Raw genomic sequence first — 19179 nt, 5'->3', positions numbered from 1 at the left:
GGTCGGGGTGGCCGCCGATCCGATATCCAGCGTATGTTCGGGATCGACGGTCGACCAATGACGAAAACCGACTTTGGGGGTGTTATTTGTTGCGTCTTGACGAGCTGGACCGTCGAATCGTTGCACGGCTCCTGGAGGACGGGCGCGCCTCGTACGCGCAGATCGGGGACAGGGTCGGGCTGTCGGCTCCGGCGGTGAAGCGGCGCGTCGACCGGCTCCGCGCGGACGGCGTCATCACCGGCTTCGCGGCCGTCGTCGACCCGGCCGCGCTCGGCTGGACGACCGAGGCGTTCATCGAGATCTTCTGCACGGGTGCGACGTCCCCCGAGGAGATCTACTCAAGCGTCCGGGGGCATCCCGAAGTCGTCGCGGCGTACACGATCAGCGGTGACGCCAGCGCCCTGGTGCACGTGCGGGCGCGCGACATCCAGCACCTGGAGCAGGCGCTCGAACGGCTGCGCCGCGAGGACAACATCACGGCGACGAAGACGGCGATCGTCCTGTCCCGGCTGATCGGCCGCCCGATCGATGCGCCCTCGCGCTGAGCCGCCGCGGGCGGGTGCCCTAAGGTGCCGGGCATGGAGTTCACGACCGCTGACCTTGCCGACGACTTCGGGGACGAGCTGCGCAGCTGCCGGACGCAGTTCCGGCAGTACGGTGCGCGCCTGACGTTCGCCGGCCGGGTGTCGACGGTGCGCTGCAACCGCGACAACGGGCTGGTGAAGGAGCTGCTCAACACGCCGGCCGAGGGCCGGGTGCTGGTCGTGGACGGTGCCGGGTCGCTGGCGTCCGCGCTGATGGGGGACATGATCGCGGCGGCGGCGGTGGCGAACGGCTGGGCCGGGGTGGTGCTCAACGGCGCGGTCCGGGACGTGGCGGCGCTGCGCGGGCTGGACCTGGGCGTCAAGGCGCTCGGGTCGAATCCGCGCAGGAGCGCCAAGGACGGCGCCGGCGCGGTGGACGTGCCCGTGATGTTCGGCGGCGTGGAGTTCCGTCCGGGCGACCGGCTCTACAGCGACGAGGACGGGATCGTCGTCGCCGAGCGTGACCTGCTGGCCTAGCCTGGCCTGGCGCATCCCGGCCGGATCCGGCGCTGGACGGCCTGACCTGGGCGCATTGTCCGACATGCCATGCCAAACAGCATTAGATCGGCTAAGTCGGCCGTAGCCGGGCGTATCTCCCTTTCTCTACTTTTCTCCCCGCAACCCACCTGAGGCAGGGGAGACATGCGCGCCAAGAACATGCTGGTGGTTCCCGCGGCGGTGATGGGGCTGGTCGTGGGACTCGCCGCCCTACCCGCCGCGGCCGCGCCGCCGAGTCCGCCCATCCCGAAACCCACCGCCAACCCGTGGCAGATGCGGCACTGGCCGCAGACGCAGCCGTGGCAGCGCGCCCAGCCGTCCCCGCAGAGCTTCGCGCACGGCGCCCCGCGTCCCATCGACCCGCAGAACTACGAGCTGCCCGAGACGATGACCTGGGACGACTACAAGCAGATCCCGGGAACGACCTGGGCCGACCCCGCCAGGAAGGGGTCGGTCAAGACCTTCAACGGCGCCGTCGTGCTGGTCGACTACGCCAACCAGCCGTTCGTGGTGACCCAGCCGAAGAACTCCTCGATCTTCGGCAACCCGGTGGGCGTCGGGGACGTCCCGCGCGGCAAGGTCGCCAAGTTCTACGAGGAGTTCCTCAACAAGCCGCAGCAGCTCAACCACGGCCACACCCTCCACGAGTACTGGATGGAGGACTCCGGCGGCCGGTACGGGGTGAACCTCACCGGGTTCGGCGCCTACCAGATGCCCGCCAAGGACCACGAGTACGGCGTGGACGCCATGCAGGGCGGGACGGGCTGCCCCGCGGGCGACACCTGCAACCGCGACCTCCGCAAGGACGCGCGGGCCGCGTGGGTCGCGGACGTCGGCGAGGAGACCGCGAAGAAGTTCGACTTCGTGTTCTTCCTCAGCGCCGGGCAGGACGAGTCGTCCACCTGGCAGGAGTTCGGGCAGATGAAGTTCGGCACGCCGGAGAACGTGCCCGCCGAGTGGGGTCCGGGCGACCCGGGCCTGACGAACTGGGTGCGGACCCGGTACATCCCCTGGACGTCCTGGCAGGCCGGCTCCACCATCTGGCCGAACGCCATCTTCGGCGAGTCGTCCACCCAGGCGGAGAGCTCCGGCATGTCGGTCTTCGCCCACGAGTTCAGCCACATCCTCGGCATCGCCGACAACTACAACAACCCGTACAGCAACCCGCCGCGCCGCGCCTACAGCGGCATCTGGGACATGCTGAGCCGCGGCACGTTCAACGGGCCCGGCGGCCCCCACAGCCGGTGGACGATCCCCGCGACGGGCGGCGGCTCCATGGGCGCCCAGCACATGCTGCGCAACAAGCTGAAGCTCGAAATGGTCGACCCGAACCACGTGCTCCAGCTCGACCGGGAGAAGCTGGCCTCGTCCGGTGTGGCCGTCGCGCGGGTGACGGCCCGGTCCGTCGTGCCCGGTCAGGGCGGCCTCACGGGCGTCAACCTCAAGCTCGGCGCGGGCGGCGACAAGAGCCCGAAGTGCGACCCCAAGACCGACCCCCTGTGCGACGAGGGCGGCTACGACAACTACACCCTTGAGGTCGTCGACCGGATGGGCACCGACTCCTTCACCCCGGATTCCGGCGTCCTGCTGGCGAAGACCAAGGACAAGGACGATGCCCCGTTCATCTGGGTCAAGGACGCCAACCCGCAGGACATCGACAAGGTCGACTTCGTCCTGCCGGACGGCACCCCCATGAAGATGACGATCGGCGACTACCGGCAGTTGTCCGACGCCCTGTTCCACGCGGGGACGAACTCCGGCAGCGAGTACGAGTACGTCGACCAGGCCAACCGGCTGCACTTCTACGTCCTGAACGTGGAGCGCGACCGGAAGGGCATCCTGGCGTACACGGTCGCGATCCGGTCGCTGGACGGCGCAGGGCCGCAGCAGCGCGGCGTGCAGCTCGGCAACGGCCAGGCCCAGCCGACCGGCGCCGGCTGGATGAAGTGCACGCTCACGCTCCAGAACAAGGGCAAGGGCGGCACCGGCTACCACGGCTCCGACGTGTTCCGGCTCAAGGCCGGCGCGCCCAGCGGCTGGACGACCTGGCTCCCGAACGAGCTGGCCACCGCTCAGGCGAAGGGCGGCACGGAGGTCGAGGTGTGGGCGAAGGCCGCGCGGCGCGGCCACCGCAAGACCGACCTGCCGGTGACGGCGACCTCGGAGAGCGACCCGTCGAAGTCCAGCACCGGGACGTGCAAGCTGCGCTGATAGGGGGATTCGGCGACGGGACGGCCTCCGGGCCGTCCCGTCCGTCGTTCCGCGCGACGCCCGGGGCGGGTCGGCGGTTCACTCGCGCGACGTAATGGTGCGCGAAAACTAAGTTGCATCTCCCTAGGTGATCTCTTCACCATGAGTGACCCCGGGTCGGGATACGTTGCGGAATGTGATCATCTTGCAGCGTACAGTGACCAGACGTCGTCGCCGGCGGGATGGCGTGGCCGCCGCGATGGCCGTCCCGTTGGCCGCGCTTGTGGCGAGTGTCGTCCAGGCGCCGCCCGCGCAGGCAACGCCCGTCCAGGCGTCCGTTCAGGCGGCGTCCTCGCGGGCCACCGTGGCGGCTCCGAATCTTCGTGACTTCGATCTGCGCCGGGTCTCCGACCGCGGCGGGCCGCTCCGCGCGCTGAGCGGCAGGCTCGAACGGAGCAGCGTGGACGCGCTGCTCACCGCGTCCGGGCAGCGCAGGCTCGGCCACGGCTGCGGAAAGCCGGCGGCCGTGCCCGCCCGCTCGCTCGTGCACTGCTTCGACCGGGCGGACAGCGCGACGGAGGAGTGGGTCCCGCAGGGCGTCACGGGCGTCTCGGACGCGATGGCGGGCGAACGGCTGCCCGGCGGCGGCAGGCCCCTGCTCGTGTCCTGGCACGACAGCGGCAAGATCAGGCTGACGTTCGTCAACCCCGCCAGGCGCTCGTACCGCCATGTCCTGCTCGTCTACCCCACGATGAAGGGCGGACGGCCGACCTACACCGACATCGGCATCCATGCCGGGGGCATCGCCTGGTACGGCCAGAAGCTGTACGTTGCCGACACGCGCCACGGCGTCCGCGAATTCGACATGCGGCAGATCTACGACCTGGGCAAAAGCAAGGCCGGGTCCACCGATCATGCCGGACGGGTCGGGCTGCACGGCAAGAAGTACTACGGCCACGGCCACCGCTACGTGATAGCGCAGACGGGCAGCTGGCACTTCACGCGCGGCGAGACCAGCGGCAAATGCCACGGCTCGGGCCCGCTGCGCATGTCCTGGATCGCCATCGACCGCACCACGTGGCGGCACGCCCTCATCGCGGGCGAGTACTGCAAGCCGAAAGCGCCGCAGGGACGCGTGGTCACCTGGCCGCTTTGGGCGATGTCCGGGGCGGGCGCCGTCCATGCCGACTGGGCCGCCACGCTGCCGGGTGACAAGATCCAGGGCGGCGTCAGGACGCACGGCCGCTGGTGGTTCACCCAGGGCAGGGGCCAGAAGCGCGGACGGCTCCTCACGGCGTCCCGGGACTGGGACGGGTGGGGCAGCGTCGCCCGCCGCACCATCTCGCACGGCCCCGAGGACCTGTCCTGCTACCGGGGCCAGCACCGCATCTGGACGATCGCCGAACACGCCCGCAAGCGCGCCCTCTGGGGCTTCCCGGCCGACTCCTGCTCCTGACCACCGCGGACCGGGCCGGCGCGACGAGCTCCTCGCGCCGGCCCCCGGTCACGCGTTCACCTTCGTCCGGGGCCGGGCTCCGACCGCCCCGGCCGCCCGCTCGCGGCCGTGGCCGAGGGCGACCGCACCCAGCGCCAGCACGCCGAGTGCGGCGCCGATCCAGGCCGTGGACGCGAGCCCGGCGCCCGCGTCGATCGCGAGCCCGCCGAGCCACGGGCCCGCCGTGATCCCGATGTTGAACGCGACCACGTTCCCTGCCGCGACCAGCGTCGCCGAACCCTCTACCATCCCGAAGGCCCGTGAGTTGAGCGTCGGATTCGTCCCGAACCCGACAAGGCCGAGCAGGAACACCAGCGCCACCGCGGGCGCCGGAGACCCGGCGGTCAGCGCCAGCGCCACCGACACCAGGACGAGCCCGCCGAACCCCGCGTACAGGGTCGGGACGGCTCGCGTGTCGGCCGTCCGCCCGCCCGCCGTGATGCCGATGAGCGCGCCCGCCCCGTACAGGGCGAGCACCGCGGGCACCCACGCCTCCGCGATACGGGTCGTCTCCTCCAGCAGGGCGCCCAGATAGCTGAACGTGACCATGAGCCCGCTCGTGGCCAGGGCGATCGTCCCGTACAGCAGCCACAGCCTGGGGACGGCCACCGCGCGCAGCCCGTCCCGAATGCGCGGGACCTCGCCGTCCGGGCGTCCGGCGGGGATCGTCGCCGCCACCCCCGCCATCGCGGCCACCGACATCGCCGCGACCGCCCAGAACGCCGCCCGCCAGCCGAGATGCTGCCCGATGACCGTCCCGGCCGGGAGCCCCACGATCGCCGCGACCGTGAGCCCGCCGGCGACGATCCCCATCGCCCTCCCGCGCGCGTTCGCCGGGACGAGGCTGATCGCCGTCGCCGCCGCCACCGCCCAGAACCCGGCGTAGACGAACGCCCCCACGACACGCGTCGCGAACAGCACCCGATAGTCGGACGTGAGCGCGCCGATCACGTGGGTCGCGGCGAACGCGGCGAGGAAGGCCAGCAGCGCCCGCCGGTGCGGCCAGCGCCGCGTCAGGACGGCGAGCACCGGCGCGCCGAGGAGCATCCCGATCGCGAACGCCGAGATCAGCAGTCCGGCGTCCGGCACGGACACGCCGAGGTCGTCGGCCATGCCGGGCAGCAGCCCCGCCAGCATCAGCTCTGAGGTCCCCTGCGCGAAGATCGCCATCCCGAGCACGAAGACGGCCAGTGGCATCGATGTCGCCTCTCTGTATTGGACGGTTCAGTTCAAAATGTGGGCGTAGAAAAAGACGGGCCGATGCCCGTCGGCTGGCTTCAGATGGCGTCCATGGCGGTGTCGGCGATCGAGGTGAGCGTGCGCCTGTCGGCGCCGCCGCGGGCCACGACCCGCATGCCGCTGACCGTCGAGACGACGAAATGCGCCAGCGCCCGCGCGTCCTTGCCCCGGTCGATCTCCCCGGCGCGCATCCCTTCCTTGATCGCGGCGGTCAGCGCCGTCAGCCGCCGCCGCTCGTCCCGCTCAAGCCGCTCGGCGATCACCTCGTCGCGGGGCGCCAGCTCCACCATCGTGTTGACGACCAGGCACCCGGCCGGATCGCCCGGCACGGGTTCGACGGCCCACTCCAGGATCGTCCGCAGTCGCTCCCGCACCGGTCGGCCACCGTCCTCCAGGACCTGGATGATGTTGGCCGTCTTGATCTCCATGTAGCGGGCCAGGGCCTTTTCGAACAGGTCGTGCTTGCTCCTGAACGTGTTGTAGATGCTGCTGCGCCCGAGTCCGGTGGCGTTGCACAACTCCTGGGTGGAGGTCGCTTCGTAGCCGTCCGTCCAGAACGCCCGCATGGCGGCCTCGAGCGCCCGCTCCTCCTCGAACTTCCTCGGCCGCGCCATGCGCCCACCGTAACACGTTATGGACCGTACGATCCAATACGGGTCAGGCCGGCTCGTCGAGCTGGATGAGGCGCCGCCGGTTCCCGTGTGCCAGCACCGCCCGGCCGCGGGACAGCGAGCCGAGCAGGGCTTCCGGCACACCCCACAGTTCCGCCTCCTGGCCGCTGTAGCCCATCATCAGCGCGGGCGCCCCCGCCTCGTGCAACGCCCTGACCGGCGGGTCCAGAGGCTCGCCGAAGCCGAACTGAGGCCGGGACAGCACCAGATGGAGCCCGTACTCGCGGCTCGACGCCAGCATCGGAAGCAGCCGCGTGAGCGGATCGCCTTCCAGCAGCCTTCTGCGGTTCGCGACGAAGACGTAGGTCTCGGGGCCCCACCCGAGCGACTTCCGCGCCCTGGCGTTCCAGTAGGCCTCGTTCACGAACGAGGTGAACTCCTCGGTGGTGTCGGCGTACCGGACGCCCGGCGGATCCGCCGCGTCGTCGCCCGCGCGGAGCCGGCGTTGCGTGTCGAGGACGTAGATCAGCCTCTGCCGGTCCCGGTGCGACGCGATCTCACCGATCAGGAGGCGTTCCAATGCCGCTCTCCGCCGCCCGGACGGCCCGGTGATCAGCAGATGCCGGTCGGTCTCGAAGTCGAGCAGGACCCGCTCGCTCGTCTCGGCGTCGACGCCGATGGAGATCGGTGTGCGCGCGGCGGTCGTGGTGGTGGCCGGGTCGGCGTGAGCCGTGTCCTGGCTGAAGGTGACGGTGCGGCGGAACCGGTCGCGGAGGCCGGGGGTGCGTTCCCACAGGCGGCTCAGAACCGGGGTCTCGCCGTAAAGGACGACGACCGGATCGTCGCCGAATTCGTCCATGGCCATGCCGAGCGCAGTGCCGATCGCTGAGCGGTCGCGGTCCTCTCGGAGCGGCACGTCCGCCGCGACGTGGAAGAACAGCACCTTGCCGACGGCCGACCCGAACTGCTCCAGGACCGTCCCCACAGTGTTCATCAGGTCGAGATCGTGCGATGCCTCACTGGACGCCTCGATCGGGTCGCCCGTCGACACCACGCCCAGCTCACTGAGCAACTCCCCGTACAGCTGCGCGCACGCCGACATCGCCCGCGTGGGACGCCGTCCTTCGAACACCAGGTGGCGTTTCCCTGTGGCCGTGCCCGCCCGCCGGGACCGGATTTCCTCGTCCATGAGTTCCCCGAACACGCCGATGGCCTCGTGCCCGCCGCCGATCCGGACGAGCAACCCCTCGTACATGTTCAGCAGCCGTCCGAGCCGGGCGGGGAGTCCACCGAGCACGGCCGTGTCGTAGCCGGTCGACGGCGCGGGCTGCGACCGCCCCCGCACACGTTCGAGGAAGTTGTCGAGCGCGGATTCGTCGGGCTCTTGCGCCACGGTGAACGGACGCGGGGTGCCGCCTCCCGCCAGGAGGTACGCCGTCCGCTCGTCCACGAAGGGGAGGTTCGCCCGTCCGAGGACGCGCTGGAGTTCGGCGTGCGGCAGGGGGCTCGCGGCGATCCGCCATCCGAGGAGCGGCAGGAACCGGTTCCACGTCGTGGTGCTCTCCACAGTGGTCGACGTGAGCAGCAGCTGGACACCGAGCGACCTGCCCCGCTGTGCGAGCGAGAGGAGCGCCTCGCCCACCTCACGCCTGCTGGACGGAAAGGTCAGTGAGAGGTCCGCCACCACGAGCAGCCGCGGCGGGCTCGGCGGCGGTCTCGGCGCGTCCGGGGAGAGGAGTTCTTCCACCATGCTTTCGGGCGCTCCCTCTGCGGCCCGGGCGTCGAGTTCGTCCGTGAGGAATCTGATGAACTCCTGGAGCTTTTCCGGGCGGCCGAGCAATTCGTCTTCGGAGTAGACGACGTGCGGCAGCGCGATGGGATCCCCGAGCGGATGCTCGCCCAGACCCGCGAAGGCGAGAATGACCTCCGAGGGAGAGGACGTCGCGGCGAGCGCGAGCGTAATGGCGCGGACGACGCGTTGCCGGGCCTCGGTCTCGCCCACGACCAGCCCATGCGGAAGCCCCGACGAAAGGTCGAGCGGATAAAGGGAGACGGCATTCCCATCGGCGTCGTAGCCGACGACCGGATCCCGGGGCTCGGACGCGGGAAGCCCCCAGCTCTCCTCGAACCCTCCGCTCGGCCCGCCGCCGTTGAGCCCGAGCACGTCGGACGGGTGCGCGGGCGGGTGGACGGTGAGCCGGCGGGCGTGCGGTCCGCGCCGTCCCATCCGGGCCAGCAGGGGCCCGGCGACCGTCGATGGGATCTGAGCGGGATGGAAGGGAGCGGGCTCCGGCCACTCGTCCAGGAGCGTCGCACGGCCGCCGGTGAAGAAGATCTGCCATCTGGGCGGGGAATGGAACCCTGCCTCCACGGGGTGGCGCACGTACCGGAAGCCGAGGTCACGTCTCCTGCCGGACACCTGGCCGATGAACTCGCTCAGATCCGGCTCCGCGTCCGGGCGGCGGCGGTCGGCGCCGAGGATGACGACCAGCGCGGGCAACGGGTCGAGCCGGCGGCCGCGAGCGATGGCCGCCTGGTACTCGTCCCACGTCTTGACGTTGGCGTCCCTGAGGACCTTCTCGCGGCGCCGGCTTTCGCGCCTGAACAGCGATGAGATCGGGTCGTCATCTTCCGGGCCGACCATGTCGTCGTCGGTGAAGGCGATGTGGGGGAGCAGGTTCAGGCCGAGGTACGAGTCGCTCTCAGAGAAGTCGGAGCAGCCGATGAGGACGAAGGAGACCTGCTCCGGTGAGTGGTTGAGGGCCAGGCTCAGGAGAATCGTTCGGAGCACTTCGTGGACGGCGCTTTGCGGGCCGCGAAGCGTTCCGCCGGCCTCCAGCAGGCCGCGGGTCGCTCCGCGGGGCGGCCTCGCGCCGCGGAGGACGTCGATCGAGACCGTTTCGCCGTGGTCGTCCACGCCGATGGGGATGGGGCTCAGGGGGCGGTGGTCCCAGTCGTCGCCGAGCAGTTCGTCGACTGGTGTGCCGATGAGTTCCAAAAGGTCGGGCGCATCTGAGGTCGGCGGCTCCGGGACGAGGTGGGAGCGGGTTCGGGGGGTGAGGAGGGCGAAGTGGTCGGTGTCGGCGGTGAGGGTGACCGGGCCGCCGCCGGTGGGGAGGAGGGCGCGGAACCGGTCGGCGGACGTACCGGCGCGGCGTTCGATCTCGGCGGAGACGGCTTCGAGGACGCGGCGGGTGTGCTGGGCCTCGGGGCGGGGGAGCGTGTCGAGGAGGGCGTCGCGGGCGCCGGGCACGAACTCGTAGCGGACGCCCCCGGCCGGACGCAGGAGGCCGCTCAGCAGGACTTCGGCGAGCTGCCCGGGGCCCGAGCCGCCGAGGATGCGGTGCTGGATGAGGCGCATCACCGGCAGGGACGGGACGGAGACCGCGACGTGCGCGGCGAGTTCGGCCGCGCCCGGGGAGGCCGTGGCGAGGAAGCGGCGGACGCGTTCGCCGATCGGCAGTTCGCGCTCGCGCCGCACCGGGGCCGTCCCGGACGGGCGGGACGGGAACGTCGCGATGGCGGCGGGCTGCGGGTCCGAGCCGGAGACGAGCCGGGCCCAGGCGCCGAACCAGCGGGGCGCCGCCTCCAGGACGGGGACGGGGATCCCGGGCATGGCGGCACCGTCGTACGGGGTGAAGCGCAGGTCGGTGTTCGGCGCAGCCGGGCGGGGCAGGACGGCGACGCCGGGCGTGGCGGGGGCGGCCGTGCGCCGCCAGAGGCGTTCGGCGAGGGGCTGGAGGATCGCGGTCGGTCCGGTCTGCGCCCACCGGCGGACGGCCCGTGCGGCGCGCCCGTTCCACCAGTGCGGGCCGGAGCAGTCGGACAGGACGAGCACGGCGTGGCGGCCCGAGGCGTCCACCAGGGTGCCCGGGTCCTGGCGGGGGGCGTCGGGCGTGGCGGTGATGCCGCCGGTGGCGTCGAGATAGCCGAGATGGACGTCCTGGAACGCGCCCTGGCGGAGGAGCGCCTCGGTCAGCTCGCGGGCCAGGGGGCGCCAGAGCCGCATCGTCGGGCCCGTGTCGACGACGAGGCTCAGGCTCAGCCAGCGTTCGGGCGACGGGACGAGGACGGGCGTCCACAGGCGGGTCTCGGCGATGCGGGCGGCGGTCGCGTCCTCGTCCAGCTCGAAGCGGTGCCGGGACGGGACGCGGCGCTTCAGCGGCCGGAGCGCCCGCTGTACGCCGAGCGGGTCCGCCAGCATCGGCGCGGTCGGGACGAGCACCTCGGCCGCCTCGCCGGCCGGTTCGGCGCCGGGCGCGGGCCGCGGATGGAGCCGGGCGGGCGGCTCACCGGCGGGCGGCGCCGGCGGGGTGGGCGCGGGCGGTGCGGCTGGACGCGGAGGCCCGGCGGGCTCCTCGGGTTCCGCCGGCATGACCGGCGGGGACGGGGGCCGCGCCTCGGGAGGCGAAATGTGGCAGGCGAGCCACAGCATCTCGCTCAGCTCGCGCGCGTCCGGCGGCGGGCCGATGGCGGAGAGGGCGTCCCGGAGGCGGTCAATCGTCATCGATCGGCTCCGACAGGTACGGCATGATGCGGTCGGCCAGGGCCCCGCGGTCCTCGGTGTCGGCGTGGCGGCACAGGTAGACGGCGTTGAGGAGCTGGTCGGTCGCGAGGGTGCCGGACGTGGCGCGCTCGAAGAACCGGCGGACGAGGTCGTCGCTCTGGTCGGCGAGCGGCCCGAGGTGCTCGCGGACGATCGCCGACAGCTCCGCCTCGCCGGACGGCTGCCGCAGCTCGACGGTGACGCAGCGGCGCAGGAACGCGGGCGGGAACTCGCGTTCGCCGTTGCTGGTCATCACGACCAGCGGGAACGCGCGGCAGCGGACCGTCCCGGCGGTCACGGTGACGCGGGAGCCCGGCCCGTCGGCGGTCATGACGTCGGCGGACGGGTCCGCGCGGCGGGTCAGCTCCGGCAGCTCGTACTCGCCCTTCTCGAAGATCGTGAGCAGGTCGTTGGGCAGGTCGATGTCGCTCTTGTCGATCTCGTCGACGAGCAGGACGCGGGGACGTCCGTAGGGGAGCAGCGCGGTGCCGAGGGGGCCGAGGCGGATGTAGCGGCCGATGTCCTCCTCGGCGGACGCGTCGGCCCTGCCAGGCGTCTCGGCTCGTCCGGCGGCGTAGAGGCGGGTCATGGGGTCGTACTGGTAGAGGCCGTCGCGGAGCGTCGTCCGGCTGGTGATGGGCCAGTGCAGGACGGATCCGAGCCCCAGTTCGTGGGCCACCGCGTAGGCGAGCGTCGACTTCCCCGTACCCGGCGGGCCCGTCACCAGGAGCGGGCGACGCAGATACAGGGCGGCGTTGACCTGCTGCACGGCATCGTCGGACGGACGGTACGTCGTCGCCTGGTGCTCGTTACCCGAAGGCCCGGACGGGAACGGCAGGACGGGCTCGCCGTCGAACGCGCGCCAGGGCGGCGGAGGAGGCAACCGGTCGATGCCGTCGTGCGGGCGACGGCTCCCTGTGTAGAGCAGCCAGTCGGGCACCTAAACCTCCATGGCGAGCGGGGGATCGGGGAGCCGGGACGGATCGTCCCAGAGCAGCGTGAGGTCGCGGCCACAGTGCGGTTTGTCCTTGGGGGCGACGAGCGCCTCCTTGCGCAGGGCGAGCGCGACCTGGGGCAGGTCGCCGGGGTGTTTGTCGCCCACGGCGGCGGTCAGCTCGTCGAGGACGCGGTGCCCGCGGCAGTCGCCGTGGGAGGGCGCGTCGCAGGGCGTGCGCGTCCACAGCATGACGGGGATGCCGTTGTTGAGCGCGGCCGTCAACCGGCTCTTGACCGGACGCGACCCGTAGACGAGCACGCAGAAATCGACATGCGCCTCCAGCCAGTCCTGGAAGTCGCTGCCCTTGCGCGGCTCGTCGCAGGGGATCGGATGCGGGTCGCTGCGGCCCCGCGCGTTCAGCAGCTTCCAGCGGTGGTGGGCCTGGTCGCGGCGGATCGAGTCGGGGCGCAGCCGCTCGACGTCCCGGACGACGACCGGATACCGGCGCATCGGGATCTTGTTGCGGGGGTCGACGTACCACTGCTCGAACGGCTTGCCGAGCCAGCTCTCCGGCACCGCGAACTCGATCATCCACGCGTGCCCGAACAGCGCCGGCGCGAGCGCGGACACGCCCGCCTCGACCGCCGCCCGCACCCGCCGCTCCGGGACGCGCACGGTCGGACTGGACGGCCCCTCGGCCCCGTCGATCCAGGTGTGCACGGTGACGTCGAAGGCGTTGTCGAACGTCACCCGCTCCAGCCGGACGATCACCGACGCGGGCTCCGGACGCGGCGGGGCCCCCGCACCGGCCGCCGCACCGGGCAGATGCCGCGCCGACCAGCCACTGAGCCGCTGCCGCCGCGCCTCGGGCAGGTGCCGCCCCAATGCCGCCACATACCGGGCGAGCCGGTCCTCCGCGAACCCTTCCGCGACATGCCGCACCGACGCCCACGCGGATCGGAACTCGCCGAGCGGCGGGCGGCCGACGGCCCGTTCCAGGTCGGCGCCGAGCGGTTCGGTGAAGCGCACACCGTCCAGCAGCTCCCGCAGCTCCCGCCGCGCCCCCGGGGTCGTCCAGCGGAGCGGGAGCAGGTCGTCCAGCTCCTCCCAGTGCGCACGGAGGCTGGTGACGGGCAGCATCCAGCCGAGTTCGGCGCGGTCGCCGTGGCGGAGCTCGGCGTTCGTCACCATGCCGATGACCTCGCCCGTCGACGTGTCGTACACGGCGGACCCGCTGAACCCCTCCTCCAGCCATTCGCCCGCGCCCGTCTTGAGCTCCCACCACTCCTGCCGCATGCCGCGGTACGGGGACGTCGTCACGGCCGCGTGCCGCTCGTTCTGGTCGTGCCGCCTGGGGAAGCCGCAGACGCCGAACGTCCGGCCGGCCGCGGTGCGCTCGTGCAGGTCGTCGGGTGCGGCCAGCCGGGCGGGCGCGTAGGGCACCGGCTCGTCCAGTTCGAGGACGGCGACGTCGCCGGTGTCGCCCTCCCGCCGCCAGCCGCCGCGCCATACGACCCTGGCGGGCAGCCCTTCGCGGAGCCCGGGGAACCCGACGTGCGCCTCGTCCCGCTCATGAACGGTGTGCGCGCAGGTCAGCAGCCGTGTCGCGGTGACGAGGAACGCGGCGCCGAGCTTCCCGCCCGCCGGATGGCCGACCCAGGCGCGCCACTGCCAGTCGTCCACGTCCGGTTACGCCTCCCCTGGGGCTCCGGTTCCCGTTCCCGGCCGGCCCCAGCTCATCTTGACCTTGAGGTGCCCTTCGACGGACGTCTTGGCGATCACGGCCCCGGCCGCCGCGTTCAGCTTGACGCCGAACTCCAGCTCGACCGCGTCCGGGTTCAGCTCGCCGCCGCGCAGCGCCGCGAGCGCCGTCTCCGCCGCGTCCCGGACGTGCTGGAACGCGTCCTCGAACTTCCCGGCGGCGTCGTGGATCATCCCGCCCGACCTGGACACCGACGAGAACCCGGGTTCCCGGTCGTCGGTCTCCACGACGATGGTCCCGTGCTCGGTCTGCCAGCGCACCAGTTCGTTCACGTCCGCCCCCTCGTCACGGAAATCTATCAAGATCATGCGGTGTGTGATGCTTTGCTGGGAACCGCTGCCCCGGCCACAGGAGGACAGGATGATCACCGTCGACCAGGTGCGGGCGCTCACCCGGACGCTTCCGCGCACGTCCGAGCATCTGATCAGGGACCAGGTGAAGTTCCGCGTCGGCGCGATCGTCTACGTCGCCTTCTCCCAGGACGAGACCGTGATGGGCTTCGCGTTCCCCAAGGAGGAGCGCGCCGCGCTGATCGAGTCGGAGCCGGAGAAATTCCACCTCCCGCGCGAATCCGACCTGCGCTTCAACTGGGTGCACGCCTGGACGGAGGCGCTCGACGAACCCGAAATGCGGGAACTGGTCGTGGACGCGTGGCGCATGGTCGTCCCGAAGAAGGTCGCCGCCGCCCGCCTCGGCCTCTAGCGCGCTTAAGTGCGGCTCAACGCCATCAAGCGCCGTTCAGTGCGGCGGCGGCATCGGGTCGATCGCGTTGCCCGCGCTGCATCCGCCTTCGCCGGGCATGCGCTGGATTCTCGGCGGTGACCACACGGCCGTCCGGCCGGGCGCGACGCGGGCCAGGACGCAGTCGAGCGCCCCGGACAGGTACGGCCTCACCGACAGCACGACGCCCACAACGGCGCCCCGCGTCATGAACTCGACGCGGACGGCCGGGTCGAGGCGCAGCGCCGCGACGGCCGCACGGACCTCCGCCTCGTCCGCCGCGCCCGCGGCCGGGACGCGCGGCAGCGCCCTCTCCAGCCGTCCGGACGGGATCTCCGGCGTCTTCGGCCACGGCGTGAACCTGATCGGCTCGCCGCGCGGGCAGGACACCTTTCGCGGCGTGTCGTCCCATTCCGTGTGACGGTTGAACCGCAGTTCGAAGCACCGTTTCACGGTGACCGTCCCGGTGTCGGGCCAGTCCTCGGGAGCGGAGCCGGACGTCCGGACCACCACCAGGACGCCTTCCGGCGTGCCCGTCGAGGCGCCGCCCACCCGCATGACGTCGATCCCGTCGAGGTCGGCCGCACGGTGCCCCATGTCCTGCGCGGACCACACACGCCCGCCGTGCAGGGCGTTCCCGACCCGGCGGGCCTTCTCCCGGGCGTCGTCGGCGGCCCGGTCCTCGACCGACGTCCCGGGGACGCACCCCGTGATCAGCAGGCCCACCAGGACGATCATGATTCGGCGCATGGGCTCATGATCGAGGTGCCGGACCCCGGGCGGTATCCGCGTTCGTACTCAGTTCGCGGTGGCGGGCTGCGGTTCCTTCTCGTCCGGGGTCTCCCTGACCGGCTTGGCCTTCGACCGGCCGGACGGGACGCTGCGTCCCCATGCCATCGCCGCCGCGAAACACGCGAACGGCAGCGCGGGCAGGAGGTACCGGTAGTCGAAGTCCACGGTGATGGGCGGGACGGCTAGAAGAGTCACACTCGACGTCCAGAACAGCGCCGTCCGCGCGCGCGCCCGCCGCCACACGATCCCGGCCGCCCCGGCCAGCAGGACGACCCCCAGCACGGTGCCGGGCACTCTCACGTGCTCCTGGTAGCCGCGCATGACACCCGCGTACGGGTCCACTATGTGGGTGCGTCCCGTGCCGTGCGAATACTCGCGAACGACCGTCCGCCGGTCGCCTCCGCCGAGCACGGGCAGGTCCGGCTTGAACGCGGTGGGCTTCGTCGGGAAGTGGTACCTGGCCTCGGTGCCCACGGTGGGGTACTGGCTGCGGTTCCACGAGAACGTCCGGACGAAGAAGTCGTACGACACCACCCGCGCGTAGTCGAGCGGCTGGTTCCGGATCGCCCACAGCGCGAACCGCTGCGCGTCCGCGTTGGTCTTCGCGTCGAACGCCTCGCCGTTCGTCCACCCGGTCGGCGAGCCCTCCCGCCAGATCTGGTGGGACGAGGCAGGCCGGTCGTCCTTCGGCCCCCGGGGGCAGAGGCGGGCGATGTCCGGGGGCGGCGTGAACGCGTCGCAGTCGGCGAACGCGGCCGTCCGCCCCCACAGGAAGATGCCGTCCACCCCGGTCATCCCGAAGCGGCCGTGCTCCTGCTGGAACCACGTCGCGTAGGCCCCCACCGGCAGGAGGAACGCCACCGCGAGCGCCGCATGCGCGGGCCACCGCGTCCGGCGGACCAGCAGATACAGCACCGCGATCAGGAACAGCGGCACCCCGACCGTCCGCGTGACGGCCGCCACGCCGAGCAGCGTCCCCACGAGCGCCGCCCGCCGCCACCCCGTCGCGCCGGGCCTCGCCAGCAGCAGCATCGCCCCGAACGCCAGGACGGTGAACAGCGTGTCCGACAGCAGCAGATGCTCAAGCTCGATCTGGTACGAGTCCAGCAGCAGCGGCGTGACGGCCAACGCCGCCCACACCCGCCGCACGTCGAAGTCCCGTACCAGCATCCGGTACCCGGCCACCGACAGGCCGATGATCGCCGCATGGTGCAGGACCGTCACCAGCGCCAGGCTGTGGAACGGCTTCAGCGTCCACAGGAAGATCCCGTAGCCGGACGGCCGCAGCGGGTGCGGAAACGGCTCATTGGCGATCCGGACGAAGTCGTAGCTGTCGTTGAACCACAGCACGCCCTGGAAACCCAGCGTGGTGATCACGCGGAGCACGACGCCCGCGACCAGCACCACCGCGAACAGCCGGTTGCCCTTCACCGCGGCCATGGCCTTCGGGAGCCGGTCGGCCAGAGGGGAGAGCGACACCGGGGACCCTTACTGCAGACGGGCGGTGGAATCCTGCGTTCCCGCGGCGACCGGGGATCGGCCGCGTCACGCCGGGGGCGGGGACCCTGGCTCGGCCACGTCCCTCCGCCCACGCATCGGCCGCGATCCTACCAGCGCGTCCACCGCCCGCTCTCCGGCCGCTCTCGACACTCTGGTCAGTAGCCCATCGCCTTGCGGACGTCCGTGGCGATGGCCTCGTCGATCCGTCCGTCGGGGGCGCCGCCGACGCCGATGCCCACGATCGGGAAGCCCTTGTCAATGATCGGGACGCCGCCCGGGAGCACGAGGGTGCCCGGGATCTGCTTGATCGTCTCGTTCCCGGTCAGGGCGCTGGTGGGCCGGCCGAACGCCACGGCGGTGTAAGCCTTGCGCTTGGCCGACTCGTAGGTCTGCGGGCCCGCCTTCTGCGTCCTGAGGAACGAATCGAGCCGTTCACCCCGCACCCCCGATCAAGATCAAGTTAAAGTGATCATGGAATTCGGGACAGAACCCCCCGCCGGCGGGGGTCCCCCGGGACCGCACGTCCGGTTCTGCGCCCACTTCCGACGCCCTGTCATCGCATGGAAGGGAATTCGGGTGAGGCGCTGGAGAACAGCCCTGATCGGAGCGGCCGCGCTGGCCGCCCTGCTCGCCCCCGCACCGGCGGCCGCGGCCGACCCGGGCGGGACCACCAAGACCGGCCCGGGCGGGACCGCCAAGCCGTCGCGGCCCGCCGCCAGCATCGGCCACAGCAAGATCAAAGCGTCCGCGCGCGGCGCGGCCGCCGACCACACGGTCACGATCCGCGGCATCGACATCGACGGGACCCCCGTCGCGCCCCTGGCCACCCTGATCGACCCGGCGTCCGGCGCGGAGTACCCGCTGACCCAGGCCGGGGACACCCTCACCGCCCTGGTCCCGGCCGGGACCTACGACCTGACCGCCATCGTCCTCACCGGCGACCCCGCCAACCCCAGGGACCTGGCCCTCTACGGCAACCCGGCGCTGTCGGTGAGCGCCGACGCCGACATCACCATGGACGCCCGGACGGCGACGGAGCTGAAGGCGGTCAGCCCGTCCACGACCGCCACCGAGGTCAACAGCCACGCCCAGCTCGTGCGGACGATCGCGGGGCAGCAGATCTCGTCCACGATCACCGGCACCCCGACGACGAGCCTGCGCGCCTGGCCGTCGGCCGCCACGACGCGTCCGTACCACTTCCTGTACGTGGAGAGCCAGTCCGAACCGCTGACCACCCAGCCCGCACCGCGCGTCTACAACCTGGCGTTCCCGACGTCCGGCCGCATCCCGGCCACGCTGACGTTCACCGCCGCCCCGGGCAGCCTGGCGCTGGTGAACACCACCTACGCGTCCCAGGGAGTGCCGTCCAACGGCGTCGGCCCGCACTCCACGATCGTCGACTTCGAAGGCATCGGCGAATCGGTGATGGGCCTCTCGCACGCCGCCACCGCGCCCAGCGCGCAGCGGATCTACTACACGGCCGACGGCGTGACCTGGAACGGGAACTTCTTCTACCAGACCGCCAACGTCCAGATCGCCCAAAGGCACACGAGGCAGCAGGACTACGCCCCCGGCGCCACCTACGCCGAGACGTGGAACAAGGCCGCGTTCGGGCCGACGATGAAGACGGGGCACGGTCAGGGACTGCTGCTGGCCCGCCCGCTGATCGCCGACACCGGCACCCCGTTCCACGAGAACTTCGGCGGCAACTACTCGAACGGCACCACGGGCACGCTCACCCTCTACCGCGACGGCCAGCTCGTCGGCCAGAGCACCAACCCGCTCGCCGGAAACTGGGACGTGCCTGCCGAGGCCGCCACGTACCGGCTCGACCTGTCCCTGCAGCGCTCGGTCGGCTGGTCCAACTACGTGTCGAGCATCGACGCGCGCTGGACCTTCCCGTCCGCCGAACGCCCCGGTGACCCGTTCGAGGACCAGCGCGGACTCCTCCAGCCGCGCATCACCGGCGACTACGACAGCACCGGCCGCGCCCCGTCAGGCGTCACGTTCCCGCTGGACGTGGTCGTCGAGCGCGCCCCGAACGGCTCCGCGGTGACCTCGGCGACGCTGGAGGCGTCCTTCAACAACGGCGCCACCTGGACCACCGTCGCCCTGACCCCCAACGGCACCGACCGCTGGACGGCCAACGTCGCCCACCCGACCACCCACAACGGCTACGTGGCCCTGCGGTTCAAGGCCGCCGACGGCTCCGGGAACGCGGTCCAACAGACCGTGACCCGCGCCTACGGCCTCCGCTGACCCACCGCGGTCCCGGGCCCCCGCCCCCGGGACCGCGCTCACCCAC

At 71.9% G+C, this 19179-nt stretch carries 15 protein-coding genes; 6 read left to right on the top strand and 9 right to left on the bottom strand.

All coding sequences use genetic code 11. The annotated features are described in order from the left end of the window. Positions 1-89: 89 nt before the first annotated feature. The 4 genes from ETD83_RS27365 (at position 90) to ETD83_RS27350 (ending at position 4728) form a co-directional block, all read left to right on the top strand. Positions 90-545 (top strand): Lrp/AsnC family transcriptional regulator, encoded by a 456-nt coding sequence (locus ETD83_RS27365; RefSeq protein WP_138648087.1) that lies wholly within the window; start codon positions 90-92, stop codon positions 543-545. A gap of 33 nt (positions 546-578) precedes the next feature. Further along, positions 579-1061: a ribonuclease E activity regulator RraA gene (gene rraA / locus ETD83_RS27360; protein WP_138648086.1), complete on the top strand. Its 483-nt coding sequence runs from the start codon at positions 579-581 to the stop codon at positions 1059-1061. 165 nt (positions 1062-1226) lie between these two features. Then, positions 1227-3293 (top strand): M6 family metalloprotease domain-containing protein, encoded by a 2067-nt coding sequence (locus ETD83_RS27355; protein WP_230421219.1) that lies wholly within the window; start codon positions 1227-1229, stop codon positions 3291-3293. A gap of 196 nt (positions 3294-3489) precedes the next feature. Next, positions 3490-4728 (top strand): hypothetical protein, encoded by a 1239-nt coding sequence (locus ETD83_RS27350; RefSeq protein ID WP_138648085.1) that lies wholly within the window; start codon positions 3490-3492, stop codon positions 4726-4728. A 48-nt stretch (positions 4729-4776) separates the two neighbouring features. Here the strand turns inward: ETD83_RS27350 and ETD83_RS27345 are convergent, their stop codons facing one another. The 6 genes from ETD83_RS27345 to ETD83_RS27320 form a co-directional block, all read right to left on the bottom strand. Further along, positions 4777-5964 carry a Cmx/CmrA family chloramphenicol efflux MFS transporter gene (locus tag ETD83_RS27345; RefSeq protein WP_138648084.1) on the bottom strand — a complete coding sequence of 396 codons (1188 nt, stop codon included), beginning with the start codon at positions 5962-5964 and terminating at the stop codon, positions 4777-4779. An 80-nt stretch (positions 5965-6044) separates the two neighbouring features. Then, positions 6045-6620, bottom strand: a complete 576-nt coding sequence (locus ETD83_RS27340; RefSeq protein ID WP_138648083.1) for a TetR/AcrR family transcriptional regulator — start codon at positions 6618-6620, stop codon at positions 6045-6047. Positions 6621-6663: 43 nt separating this feature from the next. Next, entirely contained in the window at positions 6664-11124 is a 4461-nt protein-coding gene (locus ETD83_RS45495) for an SAV_2336 N-terminal domain-related protein (RefSeq protein WP_138648082.1), read from the bottom strand. Continuing rightward, entirely contained in the window at positions 11114-12103 is a 990-nt protein-coding gene (locus tag ETD83_RS27330) for an AAA family ATPase (protein WP_138648081.1), read from the bottom strand. Before ETD83_RS27330 ends, ETD83_RS45495 begins: the two co-directional genes overlap by 11 nt. Further along, the gene (locus ETD83_RS27325; RefSeq protein WP_138648080.1) at positions 12104-13783 is read right to left on the bottom strand and encodes a VMAP-C domain-containing protein; all 1680 of its coding nucleotides are present in this window, start codon (positions 13781-13783) and stop codon (positions 12104-12106) included. 6 nt (positions 13784-13789) lie between these two features. Continuing rightward, positions 13790-14170, bottom strand: coding sequence for a CU044_2847 family protein (locus tag ETD83_RS27320; protein ID WP_138648079.1), 381 nt, complete (start codon positions 14168-14170; stop codon positions 13790-13792). Positions 14171-14222: 52 nt separating this feature from the next. Between ETD83_RS27320 and ETD83_RS27315 the strand changes: the two genes are divergently transcribed. Further along, positions 14223-14564 (top strand): MmcQ/YjbR family DNA-binding protein, encoded by a 342-nt coding sequence (locus ETD83_RS27315; protein WP_138648078.1) that lies wholly within the window; start codon positions 14223-14225, stop codon positions 14562-14564. Between the two features lie 36 nt (positions 14565-14600). On the opposite strand, the gene ETD83_RS27310 is transcribed toward ETD83_RS27315, so the two are convergent. The 3 genes from ETD83_RS27310 to ETD83_RS27300 all read right to left on the bottom strand — a co-directional run bounded on the left by ETD83_RS27310 (position 14601) and on the right by ETD83_RS27300 (position 17317). Beyond that, positions 14601-15332 (bottom strand): translation initiation factor IF-2, encoded by a 732-nt coding sequence (locus tag ETD83_RS27310; protein ID WP_138648077.1) that lies wholly within the window; start codon positions 15330-15332, stop codon positions 14601-14603. Positions 15333-15380: 48 nt separating this feature from the next. After that, the gene (locus ETD83_RS27305; RefSeq protein ID WP_138648076.1) at positions 15381-16853 is read right to left on the bottom strand and encodes a hypothetical protein; all 1473 of its coding nucleotides are present in this window, start codon (positions 16851-16853) and stop codon (positions 15381-15383) included. A gap of 176 nt (positions 16854-17029) precedes the next feature. Continuing rightward, positions 17030-17317: a heme-binding protein gene (locus tag ETD83_RS27300; protein WP_138648075.1), complete on the bottom strand. Its 288-nt coding sequence runs from the start codon at positions 17315-17317 to the stop codon at positions 17030-17032. Between the two features lie 133 nt (positions 17318-17450). Here ETD83_RS27300 and ETD83_RS27295 point away from each other — a divergent pair, with 133 nt between their 5' ends. Continuing rightward, positions 17451-19133: a hypothetical protein gene (locus ETD83_RS27295; RefSeq protein WP_138648074.1), complete on the top strand. Its 1683-nt coding sequence runs from the start codon at positions 17451-17453 to the stop codon at positions 19131-19133. Positions 19134-19179 lie beyond the last annotated feature (46 nt).

The organism is Actinomadura soli (genome assembly GCF_005889715.1).
GTDB lineage: Bacteria > Actinomycetota > Actinomycetes > Streptosporangiales > Streptosporangiaceae > Spirillospora > Spirillospora soli.
Note: the sequence above shows the minus strand (reverse complement) of the source record. Positions and strands in the feature narration are given on the sequence as shown.